Genomic DNA, 18,034 nt, shown 5'->3' on the forward strand with positions numbered 1-18,034 from the left:
GAGGATAACAGCACGCAGCCGTCCGCGACGGCCTCAGCCCTGGGCGCGCAGCTCGGCCAGCACGGCCCCGGCGGCACGCCAGCCGCTGGCCAGCGCGCCCTGGATGGACGGGCTGTCGCGGTGGTCCCCGGCGACGAAGAGGCCACCACCGAGCGCCACCGGTTTGCGCAGCCGGCCCTGCGGCGGCGGCGCGGCGGGCAGCGCGGCGGGAACGTCGACCGTGGTCAGGTGCGCCCAGTCCGCCGTGGGGTGGCCGTAGAGGCGGGCCAGTTCGGCGCGGACGACCGGTTCGGGCGGGGCGGACGGGCCGACCACGGAGGTGGCGACGAGGTGCCGCCCGGCGGGCGCGTACGTGGGCGCGGCCCGGCTCAGCACGACGGTGTTGGCGACCAGTTCCCGGCGGTCGCCGTCGACGAGCAGGATCGGCTCGTCCAGGGGCGGGGTGTCGGTGGCGTGGTAGTAGGTGGTGTAGGCGTGCATGCGTACCCGGCCGAGGGCCGGCAGCAGCGTGCCGGCGGTGGGCGGGTCGACGGCGACGAGCGCGGCGCGGCAGCGCAGCTCGCCGGCCTGCGTGCGTACCCGATGAGGGCCGACCTCGGCGACGGGCGTGCGCAGTTCGACCAGGTCGGCGGGCAGCGGCGCGGCGATCGCCCGGGGCAGCGCACCCATCCCCTGCGCGGGCACGCCGACGCGGCCCCGGGCGAACGAGCGCAGCACCATCGCCAGCACGTGGCTGGAGGTCTCCAGCGCCCGGTCGACGAGCACGCCGGACAGGAAGGGCCGCAGCAGTTCCTCGATGATCGCGTCGGAGAGGCCGGCGCGGCGCAGCGCCCCCTCGGCGGTGGTCTCGGGGGCGTCGAGCAGCCGGCCGGGCGGCAGGGTGGCGCAGCCGGTGGCCAGCGCCGCGAACCGGAGCCGGTCGCGCAGCGAGCCGACGTCGGCCAGCGCGGTGCCCGCCGCCCCGGCGGGCTCGCGCAGCGGGTTGACCAGCCGGGCGACGGCCTCGCCGCGCCGGACCAGCACCCCGGGGGTGAACCAGCCGAGGTCGAGGGTGGCCAGGTCCAGCAGCGTGCCGAGCCGGGGGTACGCGGTGTTGAGCACCTGGAAGCCCCGGTCGATCAGGTACCCGTCGATCGTGTCGGTGGCGACCCGGCCGCCGAGCCGGTCGCCGGCCTCCAGCAGCCGCCAGGACACGCCGGCGCGGTGCAGCCGGCGGGCCGCGGCGAGGCCGGCGAGGCCGCCGCCGACGATGACGACGTCGGGCTCAGCGGGCATGGCGCGCCTCCCGGTCCGTGCGGTTCAGCCGGCCGGGCCACCAGATCCGCGCCCCGATGTCGTACGACAGGGCGGGCACCAGCAGCGAGCGGACGACGATGGTGTCGAGCAGGACCCCGACGGCGACGGCGACGCCCAGCTCGACGAGGACGACCAGGGGCAGCACGGCGAGTGCGGAGAACGTCGCGGCGAGCACGATGCCGGCGGAGGTGATGACGCCGCCGGTGACGGCGAGGCCGGCGAGCACGCCGGGGCGGGTGCCCCGGTGGACCGATTCCTCGCGGACCCGGCTCATCAGGAAGATGTTGTAGTCGATGCCGAGGGCGACGAGGAAGACGAACGCGAACAGCGGGAACGACTGGTCGACGCCGGGGAAGTCGAGCAGGTGCCGGAAGATCAGCGCGCACAGCCCGAGGGTGGCGAGGAACGACAGCACCACGGTCGCGATGAGCAGCAGCGGGGCGAGCAGGGCGCGCAGCAGCAGGGCCAGGATGACGGCGATCACCAGCAGCACCACGGGGATGATCACGTTGCGGTCGCGGGCGGACGCGTCGGAGGTGTCCACGTTGATCGCGGTGAACCCGCCGACGACCGTGTCCGAGCCGGGTACGCCGTGCACGGCCTCGCGCAGGTCGCGGATGGTGCGCTCCGCGCCGTTGCTGTCGGGCGGGTCGGCGAGGGTGGCCTCGAACTCGACGCGGCCGTCGACCACCTTCGGCGGGGCGTTCGGGTCGGGCGGGCCGGCCTGGCTGCCCTGGGTGACGGGGCGGACGGCGGCGACGCCGGGCACCCGCTGGGCCACCTCGGCGACCTGCTGGGCGCTGGCCTGGTTGGTGAAGATGGTGGCCGGGCTGCCGGTGCCGGCCGGGTAGTGGGCGGCGATCACGTCCTGGCCGGCGACGGAGTCGGTGCGCTGGGTGAACAGGTCGGTCTGGCCGAGGGTGGTGACGCCGAGCTGGGTGAGGCCGATGGTGAGCAGGGCCAGCACCGCGGCGGTGGCGAGCCAGACGACCCGGGCCCGGCGGGCGACGAAGCCGGCGATGCGGCTCCACAGTCCGTGCTCGGTCTGCGGGTCGGCCTGGTCGACGGCGGGCCGGCGCGGCCAGAACGCCCAGCGCCCGCCGAGCACGAGCAGGGCGGGCAGGAAGGTCAGCATGACCAGCAGGGTGGCGGCGATGCCGATGGCGGCGATCGGGCCGAGCGCCCGGTTGGAGTTGAGGCTGGACAGCAGCAGGCAGAGCAGGCTGAGGATGACGGTGCCGCCGGAGGCGATGATCGCCGGGGCGGCGCCGCGCCAGGCTGCCCGCATGGCGTCCCAGGGGCGCCCGTGCCGGTGCAGTTCCTCCCGGTAGCGGGCGATGAGCAGCAGCGCGTAGTCGGTGCCCGCGCCGAAGACGAGGACGGTGAGGATGCCCTGGGCCTGCCCGTTGAGCTTGACCACGTCGTGGTCGGCGAGGAGATAGACGAAGACCGCCGCGAGGGCGTACGACGTGCCGGCGGCGAGCAGCGGGAAGATCCACAGCACCGGGCTGCGGTAGACGACCAGCAGGATGACCAGCACCACGCTGAGGGTGACCAGCAGCAGCGGGCCGTCGATGGCGCCGAAGACCTCGATGAGGTCGGCGAGCAGCCCGGCGGGCCCGGCGACGTCCACGGTGAGCCCGTCCCGGTCGTCGCCGGCGATGGCGCGCAGTTCGTCGACGACCTGCCCGATCCGCTCCCCCTCGGCCTCGTCGATGGGGACGACCACCTGGAGGGCCTGGCCGTCCTGGCTGGGCACGGGCGGCGGGATCGGTGTGACGACGCCGGGGACCTGGGCGAACCGGGCGGCGTCGGCCGCGGCCCGCTGCCGGTCGGCGTCGGTGATGCCGGTGGCCCGCGCGTAGACGACGAGCGCCGGGGTGGTCTGCCGGTCGGCGAACTCGGCGGCCAGGTCCTGCGCCCGGGTGGCCTCGGCCTCGGCGGGCAGGAAGGAGGCGTTGTCGTTGGTGGAGACCTCCCCCAACTTCCCCGCGTACGGCCCGGCCACCCCGCCGACGACCAACCAGCCGATCACGACCAGCGCCGCGACCAGCGTGGCGGTGCCGCCCCGTCTTCCGGCCATCCCACCCACCCACCTCTTGAATCGACGCAGCGATCGACGCAGCGGGAGTCTAAGTCGACATCGACCATCCTGCCGGCCGAGCGCGCCCAGGCGGGCGGAAACGGCCCCGTTACCCCCGCCGGCCCACTTCTGGACATGCGGGGTGGGCATACGAGAAGGCCCGCCGGCTGCGGCCGGCAGGCCTTCTCGTTGTTTGCTCCCCCGTTTGGACTCGAACCAAAAACCTGCCGGTTAACAGCCGGCTGCTCTGCCAATTGAGCTACGGGGGACCGCTCGTCGCCCGGATCGGATCTCTCCGGCACCCCCGGCGACGGCACAAGAGTACAGGATTCACCCGGGGTTTGGTCCAGGGGGTTCCGACGCGGGGCGCACCGGCACCGGGGGCGTCCGAACCGCCCGGCGGGCGGACAATTCGCCATCCGGGCACAACCAGGTATGAGCGCGGTGGAGGATGGGTAGTTAGCTGCCGACAGAGGACGTAGGCGCGAGATGCTCGTCGCCCGCGGGGTCCGCCCCGGGGAGGCGACGGCGCGTCAGGTACGGAAGGAGCCGCCATGCGCGGAAAGATCATGTTTCTTGGCGGGCTGGCTGCGGGATTCGTCCTGGGCGCCCGTGCCGGCCGGGAGAAGTACGAGGAGCTGGTCGTCCGGGGCCGCAAGGTGCTCGACCACCCGACCGTCCAGGAGGCGGCCGGCGTCGCGCAGGCCCAGGCCAACCGGCTCTACAGCGAGGGCAGGGAGAAGCTCAGCCAGTCGCGGATCGGCGAGAAGCTGGGCAGCAACGGCAGCAGCGGGGGCGACAGCGGCAAGCACGAGCTGACCGCCGCCGACAAGCCGTTCGCGGGCACCCCGGCGACGGTCGGCGCGAAGGCGGGCAGCGGCCCGTCGGGCACCGGCGCGTCCGGGTCGACCACGAGCGGGGCGGCCTCCGGCCCGGCCCGGACGAAGCCGTCCGGCACGGGCACCAACGGCAGCACTCTCTGACTCACGGTTCGCGGCGGGCCGGCCACCTTCGGGTGGCCGGCCCGTCTGCCGTGCCGGGCGACCCGCTCCGCCGCACCGGGCCGCCCGCCTGCCGTGCCGGCACGCCTTGCCATGCTGGGCCGCGACCGGGGCGTAAGCCCAGCTCATCCCACTTTTGCTGACGCCAAGCAAAAGTTGGAGCGTTTCCACGAAAACTCCTTCCTTCGGCCTCTTCTCTTTCCTCCCCGACGCAATTACGGTCCTGCGTAAGAACCTGGCCAGGCTCTCGTCACCTCCCCAAGCGACCACCTCAGCCACGTCCCGGTGCTGAGGCGGACCCGCCTGACCAGAGCGAGGTTCGATGCTCCGAACCACCGGCCGCAGGGCCGCCACCCATCTCAGCCTGTTAGCCCTCGTCGGCGCGACACTCGTCGCGACGACGCAGCAGCAGCCGACCCCGGCGCTCGCCGCGCCGACCACCGTCCTGTCCGCACCCTCCTCACCCAACGGCATCCAGTACAAGGTCCTCGTCTTCACCCGCTCCGCCGGGGGCAGCCACGCCGCCACCGCCGCCGGGGTGGAGGCCGTCCGCCAGCTCGGCAAGGACCGCCGGTTCACCGTCGAGGTGACCGACGACGCCCGCAAGTTCGACGACGCCCACCTCAAGCAGTTCCGGGCGGTCGTCTTCCTCAACACGGCCGGCGAGGTGCTCAACGACGCCCAGCAGGCCGCCTTCGAGAAGTACTACCGGGCCGGCGGCGGCTTCGTCGGCGTCCACTCGGCCATCGAGGCCGAGCCCGACTGGTCGTTCCTCACCGACGTGCTCGGCACCCGGGCCACCGGGGCCGCCGAGGTCGCACCGGCGACCGTCACCGTCGCCGACCGGGTCCATCCCGCCTCCGCCGCGCTGCCGGAGCGCTGGCGGCACACCGACCGCTGGTACAACTACGCGGCCAACGTCCGGGGCGTCTCGCACGTGCTGGCCACGGTGGACGAGAAGACGTACGCCGGCGGCAGCATGGGCTACGACCACCCCGTCACCTGGTGCAAGGACTACCAGGGCGGCCGGTCGTTCTACACGGGGCTCGGGGCCACGGCCGCGAGCTTCCGCAGCACCGACCTGCGCGCGCACCTGGGCGGCGCGATCCAGTGGGCCGCCGGGGTGACCGACGGCGACTGCGGGGCGACCGTGCTGGCCAACTACCAGATGACGGTGGTCGGGGCGCAGCCCAACGTCAACGAGCCGATCGGCTTCGACGTGCTCCCCGACGGCCGGGTCATCCAGACCGACCGGCGCGGCGGCGTACGCCTGCACGACACGGAGACCAACGAGACCACCGTGCTCGCCCAGATCCCGGTCTACACCCACAGCGAGGACGGGATGTACGGCCCGGCGGTCGACAACGACTTCGCCACCAACAAGTGGGTGTACCTCTACTACGCCCCGCTGCTGGACACCCCCACGGGCGCGGCGCCGACCACCAGCACCGACCCCACCACGTGGGACCGGTGGAAGGGCTACTTCCAGCTCTCCCGCTTCAAGTTCGTCGACGGGGAGACCCCGTCGCTGGACGTGGCCAGCGAGCAGAAGATCCTCCAGGTCCCGGTGGACCGGGGCGCCTGCTGCCACGTGGCCGGCGACATCGCCTTCGACTCGAAGAACAACCTGTGGCTGGTCACCGGCGACGACACCCCGTCGGGCGCCGGCGGCTCCGGCGGCTTCTCCCCGCACAACGACTCGGTCAGCGCGGCCGGCGTCTACCAGGCGCCGTTCGCCGACGCCCGGCGCAGCTCCGCGAACACCGACGACCTGCGCGGCAAGGTCCTGCGGATCACGGTGGGCGCGGACGGGTCGTACACGGTCCCGGCGGGCAACCTGTTCCCGGCCGGCACGGCGAAGACCCGGCCGGAGATCTACGCGATGGGCCTGCGGAACCCGTTCCGCATCACCGTCGACAAGAACGACGTCGCGTACGTCACCGACTACTCCCCCGACTCGTCGACGGCGGCGGTGGGGCGGGGACCGGCCGGCACCGGCCGGATGATGGTGATCGACAAGCCCGCCAACTACGGCTGGCCGCTGTGCGTGCAGCCGAACCTGCCGTACATCGAGATGAACTGGACGACGAGTCCGATCTCGCCGGTCGCGCCGTTCGACTGCGCGGCGCCGCGGAACACCTCGCGGCACAACACGGGCCTGACCGAGCTGCCGGCGGTCGAGAAGTCGGAGCTGTGGTACTCGTTCCAGGCCCCCACCCCCTGCCCGGAGTCGTACCTGTCGACTCCGACGCAGACCTGCCCGGTGCTGTTCCCCGAACTGGGCACCGGTGGCGTCGGTCCGCACGGCGCGGCGAAGTACGACTACGACCCGGAGCTGAGGTCGGAGACGAAGTTCCCCGCGTACTACGACGGCGCCATCGTGTTCGGTGAGTTCACCCGCGACACCCTCAAGGAGGTGCGGCTCGACTCCAACGGCGACATCCTGAAGATCAACAACATGTTGAACTGCGGGCAGGCGCCCACCACCCCCACGCAGCCCTTCCTGTGCGACAACCCGATGGACATGCGCTGGGGCGCGGACGGCAACCTCTACCTGCTCACGTACGGCGACGGGTTCTTCAACATCAACCCCGACGCCGCCATGCTGAAGTTCAGCTACGTCAAGGGGCTGCGGGCGCCGATCGCGACGCTCACCGCCACCCCGACCAACGGCATCGCGCCGCTGACCGTGGCGTTCTCCAGCGCCGGCTCGAAGGACCCGGACCCGGCCGACTCCATCTCGTTCGCCTGGGACTTCGACGGCAACGGCACCACGGACTCGATCGACCCGAACCCGTCGCACACGTACACCGCCAACGGCGTGTACACGGCGCGGCTGACGGTGACCGACTCCAGCGGCAAGACCGCCTCGGCGAACACCACCATCACCGTCGGCAACACCGCGCCCACGGTGACCGTCAACACCCCCGTCGAGGGCGGCTTCTTCCAGTGGGGCGACTCGATCCCCTACACGGTGACCGTCACCGACCCGGAGGACGGGCCGGTCGACTGCAGCAAGGTCGAGGTCACCTTCGTCCTCGGTCACGACCAGCACGGCCACGGTGGGGCCAACGCGTTCGGCTGCTCCGGCGTGCTGCCCACCGACCCCGACGACGCCTCCCACGGCGGCTACATCTACGGGGTGATCAGCGCGTCGTACACCGACGGCGGGGCCAACGGCCAGCCGGCGCTGACCACGGTCGACCAGCAGGTGATCCAGGCCAAGAAGCAGGACGTCGAGTTCGCCGCCGACCAGTCCGGCACCACCGTCGCCAACACGGCCGACGTCGGCGCCGGGCAGCACCGCGGCAGCCTCGACCCGGGCGACTGGATCGCGATCAACGGCACGGTGAACCTGACCAACATGCAGTCGGTCACGCTGCGCACCTCCGGCGGCAGCGCCGCCACCGCCGGGCAGCCCCGGTTCGGCGTCGAGTTCCGGCTCGACTCCCCCACCGGCCCGCTGCTGACCACCGCCACGGTCAACGCGACCACCGGCAACACGGTGTTCACCAGCACCACCGTCCCCTTCACCGACCCCGGCGGCACCCGCCGGCTGTACCTGGTCTTCACCGCCGTCCCCGGCGGCCCGGCCAGCGGCTTCGGCAACCTCAACTGGGTCGAGTTCAACGGTCAGGGCATCGGCGTCACCCCCTGATCCCACCCCGCCCCCGGCGCCGCCATCACCAGACCTCAGGAAGGCAACACAGACATGAGCGACAACCAGCACGGAATGAGCCGCCGCCGGATGCTCGGCGCCGTCGCCGGCGTGGCCGGCGCGGCGGCCATCGGCGGGGCGACCGGATTCGTCTCGTCGGCCAGCGCCGCCAACGGCGTCCTCGTCCCGCCCGGCAAGCGCGGCATCATCCTCTACTCCGTCCGGGACCGGATCAGCGCCGCCCCCGACGCCACCGGCGTCCCGTACGGCTTCGAGCGGGTCCTCGGCCGGCTCGCCGAGATCGGCTACAAGGAGATCGAGTTCGCCGGCTACAACCAGAGCACCGCCATCCTGGGCCGGCAGATCACCCCCGCCGAGATCCGCAAGATCCTCGACGACAACGGGCTGCGGGCCAACGGCACCCACGCCTCGATCCCGAGCACGCTCACCCCGACCACGCTCGCCGCGTTCGAGGCGCAGCTCGACATCGCCGCGACGCTCGGCATGAGCCACATCGGCACCGGCTCCGACCCGACCAACAGCAACTACAAGGCCGACTGGGACGCCGCCGCCGAGCGGTGGAACATCCTCGGCGAAATGGCCGCCTCGCGCGGGCTGAAGCTGTACACCCACAACCACGACGCGGCGTACAACTTCCTGCTCGACAGCGGCCCGCTGGACGACCTGGGCCGGCCGACCCGGTCCTCCGGCATCCGGAAGCTGGAGTACTTCTTCGCGCAGACCAACCCCGAGTGGGTCTTCTTCGAGATGGACATCTACTGGGCGCACGTGGCCCAGCACCGCTGGCACACCTACACCGACCCGGACGGCGTGGCCCGCACGGACATCTTCGACCCGCTGGCCACCGTCCAGGCCCGGACCATGCGCTTCCCGCTGTTCCACGCCAAGGACGGCAAGCGCAACCCCAACGTCACCAACGGGTACGAGTTCGCGCCGCTCGGCCAGGGCGACATCGACTACGGAGGCTTCTTCGCCAACATGGGCGCGAAGGGCTACCACAACCCGATGTGGGAGCAGGACAACGCGCCCGGCGGCACCGCCGACCCGGGCCGGTCGCTCCAGTACGCCCAGATCAGCTACAAGCACATGTCGGGCCTGCGCGGCTGAGCCGAGCCGACCCGAGGGGGCCGCGTCCGGGGTGACCGGGCGCGGCCCCGCCCCGCGTCCGGGGTGACCTGGCACTCGTTGTCGCCCTCGACGGGCGCGGCCGGGGGACGACGGGGGAGGATTCCGGACGGAGGTGGTCACGACATGACGTACGACGGCCCGGACAACGCCGACCAGGCCCGGCTGCTGCGGTTGCTCCGCGACGACGGCCCGCGCTCCCGGGTCGAGCTCGGCGACGCCGCGGGGCTCAGCCGGGCGCGGCTCGTCGCGGAGGTCGACCGCCTGGTCGCCCTGGGCCTGGTGGAGACCGCCGGCCCGGCCGCGTCCCGGGGCGGTCGCCGCTCGTCGCTGCTGCGCATCGCCGGCGCGGTCCGCTTCGCCGGGATCACCATCGGCCCCCGGGAGATCGACGTCGCGGTCACCGACGGCGAACTGTCCGTCCTGGCCCGGCGCCGCGAGCCCGTCGACGTCCGCCTCGGCCCGGAGGCGACCATCGCCCGTACGCTCGAACTGCTCGGCAAGGTCCGCGCGAACCTCGGCCTGGGCCGGCTCACCGGGGTCGGGGTGGCCCTGCCCGCCCCGGTCGCGTTCCGCGAGGGGGCGCCGGTCTCCCCGCCGGCCCTGCCCGGCTGGCACGGGTACGGCGTGCGCGACGCGCTCGCCGCGGAGCTGGGCTGCCCGGTGCTGGTCGACAACGACGCCAACGTGATGGCGCTCGGCGAGCAGCACGCCGGCACCGGCCGTGCCTTCGACGACTTCCTCTACGTCAAGCTGGGCACCGCCATCGGCTGCGGCCTGGTGCTCGGCGGCGCGCTGCACCGGGGCGCCACCAGCGGCGCGGGCGGCATCGCGCACCTGCGGCAGAGCGACGACGGCCCGACCTGCGCCTGCGGCGAGACGGGCTGCCTGGAGGCGTACTGCTCGGACGAGGCCCTGGTCCGGGAGGCGCTCGCGGCGGTCGAGGACGGGCGGTCGCCGGTGCTCGCCGCCCGGCTCGCCGAGGCCGGCGCGCTCACCGTGGCGGACGTGGGCCGGGCGACGGTGGCCGGCGACCCCGCCGCGCAGACGCTGGTCCGCGACGCGGCCCGGCGGCTCGGCCGCGTCCTGGTCGGGCTGGTCAACTTCGTCAACCCGGGCATCGTGATCATCGGCGGGACGGCCGTCGGCCTCGGGCCGACCATGCTCGCCGAGATCCGGTCGGTGGTCTACCGGCGGTCTCCGCCGCTGGCCACCGGCAACCTGCCGATCGTGCTGTCCGACCTGGACGACACCGCCGGGGTGGTGGGCGCGGCCCGCCTGGCCAGCGACGACGTCTACGCCGCGTCGTGAACAGCTCGGTCGGCCCCGCCGTCCACGCCGCATCCTGACCGGCGCGGCCGGCCGGACCCGGGCGGGCCCGACCGGCACGGCCGGCTCAGTCCTCGGTGCTGCCCAGCGTCAGTCCTTGCTGCTGAACGCCGCGTCGAAGGCCGCCGACGGGGCGTCGAAGGCGAGCCGCCGGACGAACTGCAACGCCTCGGGGGCCCCCACGAGGCGGTCCATCCCGGCGTCCTCCCACTCGATGGAGATCGGGCCGGAGTAGCCGATGGCGTTCAGCGCCCGGAAGGAGTCCTCCCACGGCACGTCACCGTGGCCGGTCGAGACGAAGTCCCAGCCCCGGCGCAGGTCGGCCCAGGGCAGGTGGGACGCCAGCCGGCCGCGCCGGCCGTCGCCGGTGCGCACCTTCGCGTCCTTGCAGTCGACGTGGTAGATCCGGTCGGCGAAGTCGAAGATGAAGTTCACCGGGTCCAGCTCCTGCCACACGAAGTGCGACGGGTCCCAGTTCAGCCCGAACGCGGGCCGGTGACCGATCGCCTCCAGCGTGCGCTTGGTGGTGTAGTAGTCGTAGGCGATCTCGCTGGGGTGGACCTCGTGGGCGAAGCGCACCCCCACCTCGTCGAAGACGTCGAGGATCGGGTTCCACCGGTCGGCGAAGTCCTGGTAGCCGCGCTCGATCATCTCCGGCGGCACCGGCGGGAACATCGCCAGGGTGTGCCAGATCGACGAGCCGGTGAACCCGACGACGGTGTCCACGCCCAGCTTCGCCGCCGCCCGCGCGGTGTCCTTGATCTCCTCGGCGGCCCGCTGGCGGACCCCTTCCGGCTCGCCGTCGCCCCAGATCCGGGCGGGCAGGATCCCCTGGTGCCGCTCGTCGATCGGGTGGTCGCAGACGGCCTGGCCGACCAGGTGGTTGGAGATCGTGAAGACCTTCAGGTTGTGCTTCGCCAGGGTCGCGAGCTTCCGTTCGACGTACGAGTCGTCGGCGAGAGCCTTGTCGACCTCGAAGTGGTCGCCCCAGCAGGCGATCTCCAGCCCGTCGTAGCCCCACTCGGAGGCGAGCCGGCAGACCTCGTCGAACGGAAGATCGGCCCACTGGCCGGTGAAGAGCGTGATGGGTCGCGCCATGAGTCCTACTCCCCTGTGGTGGTGATGGGGGATTCCGTGTGCGTGACCGGGGCGAGGGTGACCGGGCTGGGCCGGGCTGGTGCACGGCGGACCGGGCGGGGTGCCGGTGGGCGCGGAGCAGCGCCTGGGCCCAGCGGGTTGCGCCTCCCGCCGGGTCACCGGCAACCGCGTACGGTCGCCGCCGCTCACTCTATGGCCGCCTGCGGCGGTTAGGAAGGGCCCCCTGTGCAACAGAATGCGTTAACAGGGGGCCCTTCCTTACCTCCGGCTAGCTGGGCAGGGTCCACTTCTGGTTGGTGCCGCCGTGGCAGCTCCACTGGTGCACGACCGCGCCGTCGGCCGAGCTGTTGCCCGAGACGTCCAGGCACTTGCCCGACTGCGTGTTGCGCAGGCTCCCGTCGGACTGCGCCGCCCACCGCTGGGCGCCACCGCCGTTGCACGACCAGAGCTGCACCTTCGCCCCGTCGGCCGAGGAGCCGCCGTTGACGTCCAGGCACTTGCCCAGCGACCGCAGCGTGCTGTCCGTGCCCACCGTCCACTGCTGACCGGCGGCGCCGTTGCAGGTGAACAGCTGGATCTGGGTGCCGTCGGCCGAGGAGCCGTTGCGCACGTCCAGGCACTTGCCGGCCAGCCCGACGATCCGCCCGGTGCGGGTCGTCGGCGGGTTCGTGCCGCCCAGCTCCTTGATCCGGATGTTGCGGAACGACACGTCGTCGCCGGTGCCGTGGTTCTGGATGCCGACGTAGCCGGCGAGCGAGCGGGCCGGGTCGGTGTTGGTGAAGTCGTTGATCTTCACGCCGTTGAGCAGGACCTGGAGCCGCTCCCCCTCGACCAGCAGCTCGTAGGTGTTCCACTCCCCCGGCGGGTTGAGCGCGGCGTCGCGGGCGGCCAGGTCGGCGGACTTGACCCCGTAGATCGAGCCGGTGGTGCGGTCGTCGGAGTCGGTGGCGTCGATCTGCACTTCGTACCCGTTGGTCATCGCCGAGTTCGGGTCGCTGGAGGCGGGGAAGCCGACGAAGACCCCGGAGTTGTCGTCCCCGGGGATCCGCCAGTCCAGCTTGAGCGAGTAGTTGGTGAACTGCTTCGCGCTGTACCAGTACAGGCCGAGGCCGCCGGAGGAGCTGAGGGTGGCGTCGGTGTTGGTGAAGCCGCCCGGCCCCGCCTGGCTCCAGCCGGTCGTGGCGCCGTTGTAGAGGGCGGTGTAGCCGGTCTCGGGCCGGCAGTCGGCCTTCGTGCGCCCGGCCGCGTACCGGATGCCGCCGAGCAGGTGGGACCGGAACGCCGCCTCGGAGTACGACGACTGGCTGTGGCCGCCGCCGGTGTAGAAGGACCGGCCGCCGCTGTAGGTCTTGCACCAGGCGTGCGGGTGGTCCCCGCCCATCGCCCCGCCGGAGTACGACGACTCGTCGAGGCTGGCCAGTACGTGCGCGGTGGAGCGGGCGTTGGTGCGGAAGTCGTACCACTCGTCGGTGCGGGTCCAGGTCTGGCCGAGGTGCGCGGTGGCGGCGTGCGCCCGGTCCTCCACCTTTACCCGGGCCTGCTGGATGGCCGGGTGGGAGGCGAACCACGCGCCGACGAGGTTGCCGTAGAACGGCCAGTTGTATTCGGTGTCGGCGGCGGAGTGCACGCCGACGTAGCCGCCGCCGGCGCCGATGTACGACTCGAACGCCGCCTGCTGGCTGTCGTTGAGCACGTCGCCGGTGGTGTTGAGGAAGATCACCGCCTCGAAGCGGGCCAGGTTGGCGGTGGTGAACTGGGCGGCGTCCTCGGTGGCGGTGACGGTGAAGCTGTTGGCCGCGCCGAGCTCGCGGATGGCCTGGGTGCCCACGGCGATGGAGTCGTGCCGGAACCCGGCGGTCTTGGAGAAGACCAGCACGTCGTACGGGGCGTCGGCGGCCGACGCCGGGGTGGCCGGGGTGGTGCAGGCGAGCACGGCCAGGGCGGCGGTGGCCGCCCCGAGGAGGGGACGGAGGAGTCTTCGCATGTCGTTCTCCTGGGTGTGGTGGCGGTGCGGTCCCCCGCCTGGGGCGGGGGACCGCAGGGAGACCGCAGAGGTGCCTTAGGGCAGGGTCCACTTCTGGTTGGCCCCGCCGTTGCAGGTCCACAGGTGCACGACCGTGCCGTCGGCGGAGTTGTTGCCCGAGACGTCCAGGCACTTGCCCGTCGGGGTGTTGCGCAGGCTCCCGTCGGACTGCGCCGCCCACCGCTGGGCGTTGCCGCCGTTGCACGACCAGAGCTGGACCTTCGTCCCGTCGGCCGAGGCGCCCCCGTTGACGTCCAGGCACTTGCCCAGCGACCGGATCGTGCTGTCCGTGCCCACCGTCCACTGCTGGCCGGCGGCGCCGTTGCAGGTGAACAGCTGCACCTGCGTGCCGTCGGTCGACGAGCCGTTGCGCACGTCCAGGCACTTGCCGGCCAACCCGACGATCCGCCCGGTGCCGGTCGGCGGCGTCACGGTGCCGGTGTTCAGGGTGAACGCGTCGACGTCGTACAGCGTCCCGGAGCCACCGGCGAAGGTGAGGTAGAGCGTGGTGGTGCCGGTCGGCGGGTTGGAGATCGACCCGGTGACGGTGGTGAAGGTCTCCCACGACCCGGTCACCGGGACGGTTGCCGAGCCGAGCACGGTGCCGGTCGGCGAGCCGGTGCGGATCTGGAGCGTGCCGCCCGCGCCGGCCGAGGAGACCCGGGCGGTGAACGAGGTGACGTTCGCGATCCGGTACGGCTCGAAGGCGATCCACTCCCCGTTCTGGATGTCGCCCACGGTCTTGCCGCCCTCGGCGGTGGCCTTGTCGTAGGTGCTGATGCCGGACGAGGTCTTGAAGTGCTCGGCCTGCCGGTGCCGGGGCTGCAGGATGTGCTGGGTGTGCGTGGTCAGGCCGCCGGCGTCGGTGTACTCGGCGTCGAAGACGGCGAAGATGTTCGCCGCGTCGTCGTGCTCGCCGTCGACGGGGATGGTGATGGTGCCGGAGCAGCCGTTCTGCGAGGCGATCTGGTGACCGTGCTGGTCGTGGCCGAGCACGTAGGTCATCTTGACCTTGGTGCAGTCGATCGAGCCGTCCTCGGGGTCGGTCACGGTGATGCTGAACGGCACGGTGTCACCGAAGGAGAACAGGCTGCCGTTGGCCGGCCCGGTGATGGTGACCGTCGGGGCGGTGTTGCCGACGTTGACCGTGACGCTGCTGGAACCGGTCGCGCCCTGCGGGTCGCGCACGGTCAGCGTCGCGGTGTACGACCCGTCCGTGGTGTACGTCTTCGCCGGGTTGGCCGCCGTGGAGGTGGTGCCGTCGCCGAACGCCCACGAGTAGGTCAGCGCCCCACCTTCCGGGTCGGCGGACCCGGCCGAGGAGAAGTTCACGGTCAGCGGGGCCGGCCCGGAGGTCCGGTCGGCGCTGGCGCGGGCGGCCGGCGCCCGGTTGCCGACGCCGACGTAGTCGAAGCGGTACAGCGCCGAGTTGGCGTCGCCGTTGTAGTAGCCGGTGCCGTAGTCGAGCACGTAGTACGCCCCGTCGGGGCCGAACGCGGAGTCCATCACCTGCTTGCCGACCCAGGGGAAGCTGTCGATGGTGCCGGGCGACCCGTCGGTGTTCAGGTGGATCGGCTTGATCCAGCCACGGCCGAACTCGGTGGCGAAGAACTGCCCGTCGAAGGACTGCGGGAACTTCGTCGCCGAGGGGTTGTTGGGGTCGTACCGGTAGACCGGGCCGGCCGCCGGCGACTCGGAGCCGCTGCCGAACGCGGGCGGGCTGCCGGAGTCGCCGCCGTACTTGATCCAGGAGGGTTTGGCCGGCGGGAGGGTGCTCAGGCCGGTGTTGCGGAACGAGTTGTTGGTCGGCCCGCCGGTGCAGTTGAACTTGGGGCCGGTGGAGTTGCTGGCGAAGTCCCACTCGTTGTAGGTCTCGGCGGTGGTGTTGGTGCCGGTGCAGTACGGCCAGCCGTAGTTGCCGGGGCCGGTGACCCGGTTGAACTCGACCTGGCCGGAGGGGCCCCGGTTGGAGTTGGTGCTGCCGGCGTCCGGCCCGTAGTCGCCGACGTAGACGATGCCGGTGGCCTTGTCGACGCTGATCCGGAACGGGTTGCGGAAGCCCATCGCGTAGATCTCGGGGCGGGTCTTCGCGGTGCCGGGGGCGAAGAGGTTGCCGGCCGGGATCGAGTACGTGCCGTCGGCGTTCACCTTGATCCGCAGGAGCTTGCCCCGCAGGTCGTTGGTGTTGCCGGCACTGCGCTGCGCGTCGTACGCCGGGTTGCGGTTGGTGCGCTCGTCCAAGGGCGAGTAGCCGGCGGAGTCGAACGGGTTGCTGTCGTCGCCGGTGGACAGGTAGAGGTTGCCGGCGGCGTCGAAGTCCATGTCGCTGCCGACGTGGCAGCAGATGCCCCGGTCGGTGCCGATGTCGAGGATGTCGACCTTGCTGGACATGTTGATGGTGAAGTCGGAGTTCAGGGTGAAGCGGGACAGCCGGTTGACGCCCTGCCAGGCGGACCAGTTGGTGCCGGTGGCGGGCGCGTCGCCGCCGGGGGTGGACAGCGGCGGGGCGTAGTAGAGGTAGATGTGCCGGTTGGTGGCGAAGTTCGGGTCGACCCCGAGGCTCTGCATCCCGTCCTCGTCGTGCGTGTAGACGGGGATGGTGCCGATGACCTTGGTGGTGCCGGAGGCGTCGGTGCGCCGCACCGTGCCGTTGCGGGCGGTGTGCAGCACCGACCGGTCCGGCAGCACGGCCAGCGACATCGGCTCGCCCATCTCGGAGACGCCGCGGGCCAGCTCGACCTGCTGGAAGTCGCTGGCGTTGATGGTGTGCGCGGCGGCCGGCGCCGCCGACACGGCGACGGCGGTGGCCGCGGCGACCACCGTGAGCAGGGCGGTGCCCGCCGCCTGCCAGCTCCGGGCCGGGCCGTGGTGACCGGCGGCTCGGCGGTGGTGACGAAGTCTTCTATACATGCAGGGGTGCCCTCTCTGGCCGGTGGTGGGGCGCGTCGTCGCGCCGGATACCGCGACGGACGTCCCTTCGGCACACCGGTGGACGTTCCTCGGCGGGCTGGGCTCGTCGGCAGGGACGAGACCGTCGGCACGCGGGGACGGAGATTGCGGCCGGCAGCCGACGACGAGGGCACCGCGCCCACTGGAGACACCTCGTCGAACCGATTCGCAGCACATTCACATTAATCGATCTGCGCGGTTGTGTCGAGGATGTTTCGAAAATGTGCGCCCGCCGCCGGCCCGCAGGAACGGGCTGCCGAGCAGCACCGCCGGCCCGGCGGCGGGCGGGTCCCGCACCACCGGGCCCGCACCACCGGGCCCGCACCACCGGGCCGGCGGTGGCGTCAGACCGTGCGGGTGATGGTCCGGGCGGCCAGCCCGGCGAGCGCCTCCCGGGCCGCGGGGGCGAGCGGCGCGTCGGCCAGGGCACGCAGGCCCGCCTTGGCCCGCATCCGGATCATCCGCTCGATCTCGTCCCGGGCACCCGTGGCCTCGATGATGGCCCGCAGCTCGGCGGCACCCTCGTCGTCCAGGTCGGCGTTGCCGAACAGCTCCCGCAGCCGGGCGCTCTGCGCCCGGTCCGCCGACTGCCGGGCCAACGCCATCATCACCGTCGGCTTGCCCTCACGCAGATCGTCCAGGACGGACTTGCCGGTGACCTGTGGGTCGCCGAAGACGCCCAGCACGTCGTCGCGGAGCTGGAAGGCGTCGCCGACCGGGTCGCCGAACTCGGCCAGCGCCTCCGCCAGCTCCGGCGACCCGCCGGCCAGGGCCGCGCCGATCTGCAACGGCCGGGTCACCGTGTACCGCGCCGCCTTGAGCCGGATCACGGTGAGCGCGCTGGCCACCGAGCCGTCGCCCACGCCGGAGACCAGGTCCAGGTACTCCCCCGCGATCACCTCGGTGCGCATCAGCGCGAACACCGCGTACCCGCGCAGCAGCTCGTCGCGGCGCAGCCCGCACTCGTGGAACATCTGGTCCGCCCAGGCGGCGCAGAGGTCGCCGCAGAGCAGGGCGGTGTTGCGCCCGTACGCCTCCGGGTCGCCCCGCCACGCGGAGCGGGTGTGCAGGTCGGCGAAGATGCGGTGCACCGACGGCGCGCCCCGCCGCCGGTCGCTGTGGTCGAGGATGTCGTCGTGGATCAGCGCGAAGGCGTGGAACAGCTCCAGCGCCGCCGAGGCGACCAGGATCGGGGTGCCTTCCCCACCGTCGTCCTCCCCGCCGGCACCCCGCCAGCCCCAGTAGCAGAACTGCGGGCGCAGCCGCTTGCCGCCGGCCAGGACGAACCGGTGCAGGGCGGCGAAGATGCCCCGGGGTGCGCCGTCGGGCCAGTCGGGAGCCTGCCGCTCGAGGAAGGCGGCCAGCTCGGTGTCGACCCGGGTGCGCAGGCCGCTCGCGTCGCTGGGCGCGGCCGTCACCGTCATGTTGTGTCTCCCTGTTCAGTGGCGAGG

10 protein-coding genes and 1 tRNA gene are annotated in these 18,034 nt (G+C 72.4%); 4 read left to right on the forward strand and 7 right to left on the reverse strand.

Annotated features, from left to right (window positions below; genetic code table 11):
- Positions 1-33 precede the first annotated feature (33 nt).
- From LPU61_RS15000 to LPU61_RS15010, 3 genes are all read right to left on the reverse strand, one after another.
- Positions 34-1,275, reverse strand: coding sequence for an NAD(P)/FAD-dependent oxidoreductase (locus tag LPU61_RS15000; RefSeq protein WP_229405221.1), 1,242 nt, complete (start codon positions 1,273-1,275; stop codon positions 34-36).
- Positions 1,265-3,379, reverse strand: coding sequence for an MMPL family transporter (locus LPU61_RS15005; protein WP_229405222.1), 2,115 nt, complete (start codon positions 3,377-3,379; stop codon positions 1,265-1,267). The genes LPU61_RS15000 and LPU61_RS15005 overlap by 11 nt, the downstream gene beginning before the upstream one ends.
- 196 nt (positions 3,380-3,575) lie before the next feature.
- Positions 3,576-3,648, reverse strand: a tRNA-Asn gene (locus LPU61_RS15010).
- 285 nt (positions 3,649-3,933) lie between these two features.
- Here LPU61_RS15010 and LPU61_RS15015 point away from each other — a divergent pair.
- The 4 genes from LPU61_RS15015 (at position 3,934) to LPU61_RS15030 (ending at position 10,495) form a co-directional block, all read left to right on the forward strand.
- Positions 3,934-4,362, forward strand: a complete 429-nt coding sequence (locus LPU61_RS15015) for a hypothetical protein (protein ID WP_229405223.1) — start codon at positions 3,934-3,936, stop codon at positions 4,360-4,362.
- Positions 4,363-4,702: 340 nt separating this feature from the next.
- Positions 4,703-8,038 (forward strand): ThuA domain-containing protein, encoded by a 3,336-nt coding sequence (locus tag LPU61_RS15020; RefSeq protein WP_229405224.1) that lies wholly within the window; start codon positions 4,703-4,705, stop codon positions 8,036-8,038.
- Positions 8,039-8,092: 54 nt separating this feature from the next.
- Positions 8,093-9,166, forward strand: coding sequence for a sugar phosphate isomerase/epimerase (locus tag LPU61_RS15025; protein WP_229405225.1), 1,074 nt, complete (start codon positions 8,093-8,095; stop codon positions 9,164-9,166).
- 144 nt (positions 9,167-9,310) lie between these two features.
- Positions 9,311-10,495, forward strand: coding sequence for an ROK family transcriptional regulator (locus LPU61_RS15030; RefSeq protein WP_229405226.1), 1,185 nt, complete (start codon positions 9,311-9,313; stop codon positions 10,493-10,495).
- 108 nt (positions 10,496-10,603) lie between these two features.
- Here LPU61_RS15030 and LPU61_RS15035 read toward each other — a convergent pair whose 3' ends face one another.
- The 4 genes from LPU61_RS15035 to LPU61_RS15050 all read right to left on the reverse strand — a co-directional run bounded on the left by LPU61_RS15035 (position 10,604) and on the right by LPU61_RS15050 (position 18,007).
- On the reverse strand, positions 10,604-11,611 hold the full coding sequence (locus LPU61_RS15035) for a sugar phosphate isomerase/epimerase (protein WP_043966839.1): 1,008 nt from the start codon (positions 11,609-11,611) through the stop codon (positions 10,604-10,606).
- Between the two features lie 268 nt (positions 11,612-11,879).
- Positions 11,880-13,595 carry a ThuA domain-containing protein gene (locus tag LPU61_RS15040; RefSeq protein WP_229405227.1) on the reverse strand — a complete coding sequence of 572 codons (1,716 nt, stop codon included), beginning with the start codon at positions 13,593-13,595 and terminating at the stop codon, positions 11,880-11,882.
- Positions 13,596-13,670: 75 nt separating this feature from the next.
- Positions 13,671-16,544: a carbohydrate-binding protein gene (locus LPU61_RS15045; protein WP_229405228.1), complete on the reverse strand. Its 2,874-nt coding sequence runs from the start codon at positions 16,542-16,544 to the stop codon at positions 13,671-13,673.
- A 383-nt stretch (positions 16,545-16,927) separates the two neighbouring features.
- Positions 16,928-18,007 (reverse strand): polyprenyl synthetase family protein, encoded by a 1,080-nt coding sequence (locus LPU61_RS15050; protein ID WP_043966834.1) that lies wholly within the window; start codon positions 18,005-18,007, stop codon positions 16,928-16,930.
- Positions 18,008-18,034 lie beyond the last annotated feature (27 nt).

It is taken from the genome of Micromonospora sp. NBRC 110038 (assembly GCF_020884815.1).
GTDB lineage: Bacteria > Actinomycetota > Actinomycetes > Mycobacteriales > Micromonosporaceae > Micromonospora > Micromonospora haikouensis.

Bases quoted from the DNA above. Each gene is read 5' to 3' on its own strand.
- LPU61_RS15035 (WP_043966839.1), bottom strand. From the start codon at position 11,611: ATGGCGCGACCCATCACGCTCTTCACCGGCCAGTGGGCCGATCTTCCG.
- LPU61_RS15005 (WP_229405222.1), bottom strand. From the start codon at position 3,379: ATGGCCGGAAGACGGGGCGGCACCGCCACGCTGGTCGCGGCGCTGGTC.
- LPU61_RS15040 (WP_229405227.1), bottom strand. From the start codon at position 13,595: ATGCGAAGACTCCTCCGTCCCCTCCTCGGGGCGGCCACCGCCGCCCTG.
- LPU61_RS15020 (WP_229405224.1), top strand. From the start codon at position 4,703: ATGCTCCGAACCACCGGCCGCAGGGCCGCCACCCATCTCAGCCTGTTA.
- LPU61_RS15050 (WP_043966834.1), bottom strand. From the start codon at position 18,007: ATGACGGTGACGGCCGCGCCCAGCGACGCGAGCGGCCTGCGCACCCGG.
- LPU61_RS15015 (WP_229405223.1), top strand. From the start codon at position 3,934: ATGCGCGGAAAGATCATGTTTCTTGGCGGGCTGGCTGCGGGATTCGTC.
- LPU61_RS15025 (WP_229405225.1), top strand. From the start codon at position 8,093: ATGAGCGACAACCAGCACGGAATGAGCCGCCGCCGGATGCTCGGCGCC.
- LPU61_RS15045 (WP_229405228.1), bottom strand. From the start codon at position 16,544: ATGTATAGAAGACTTCGTCACCACCGCCGAGCCGCCGGTCACCACGGC.
- LPU61_RS15000 (WP_229405221.1), bottom strand. From the start codon at position 1,275: ATGCCCGCTGAGCCCGACGTCGTCATCGTCGGCGGCGGCCTCGCCGGC.
- LPU61_RS15030 (WP_229405226.1), top strand. From the start codon at position 9,311: ATGACGTACGACGGCCCGGACAACGCCGACCAGGCCCGGCTGCTGCGG.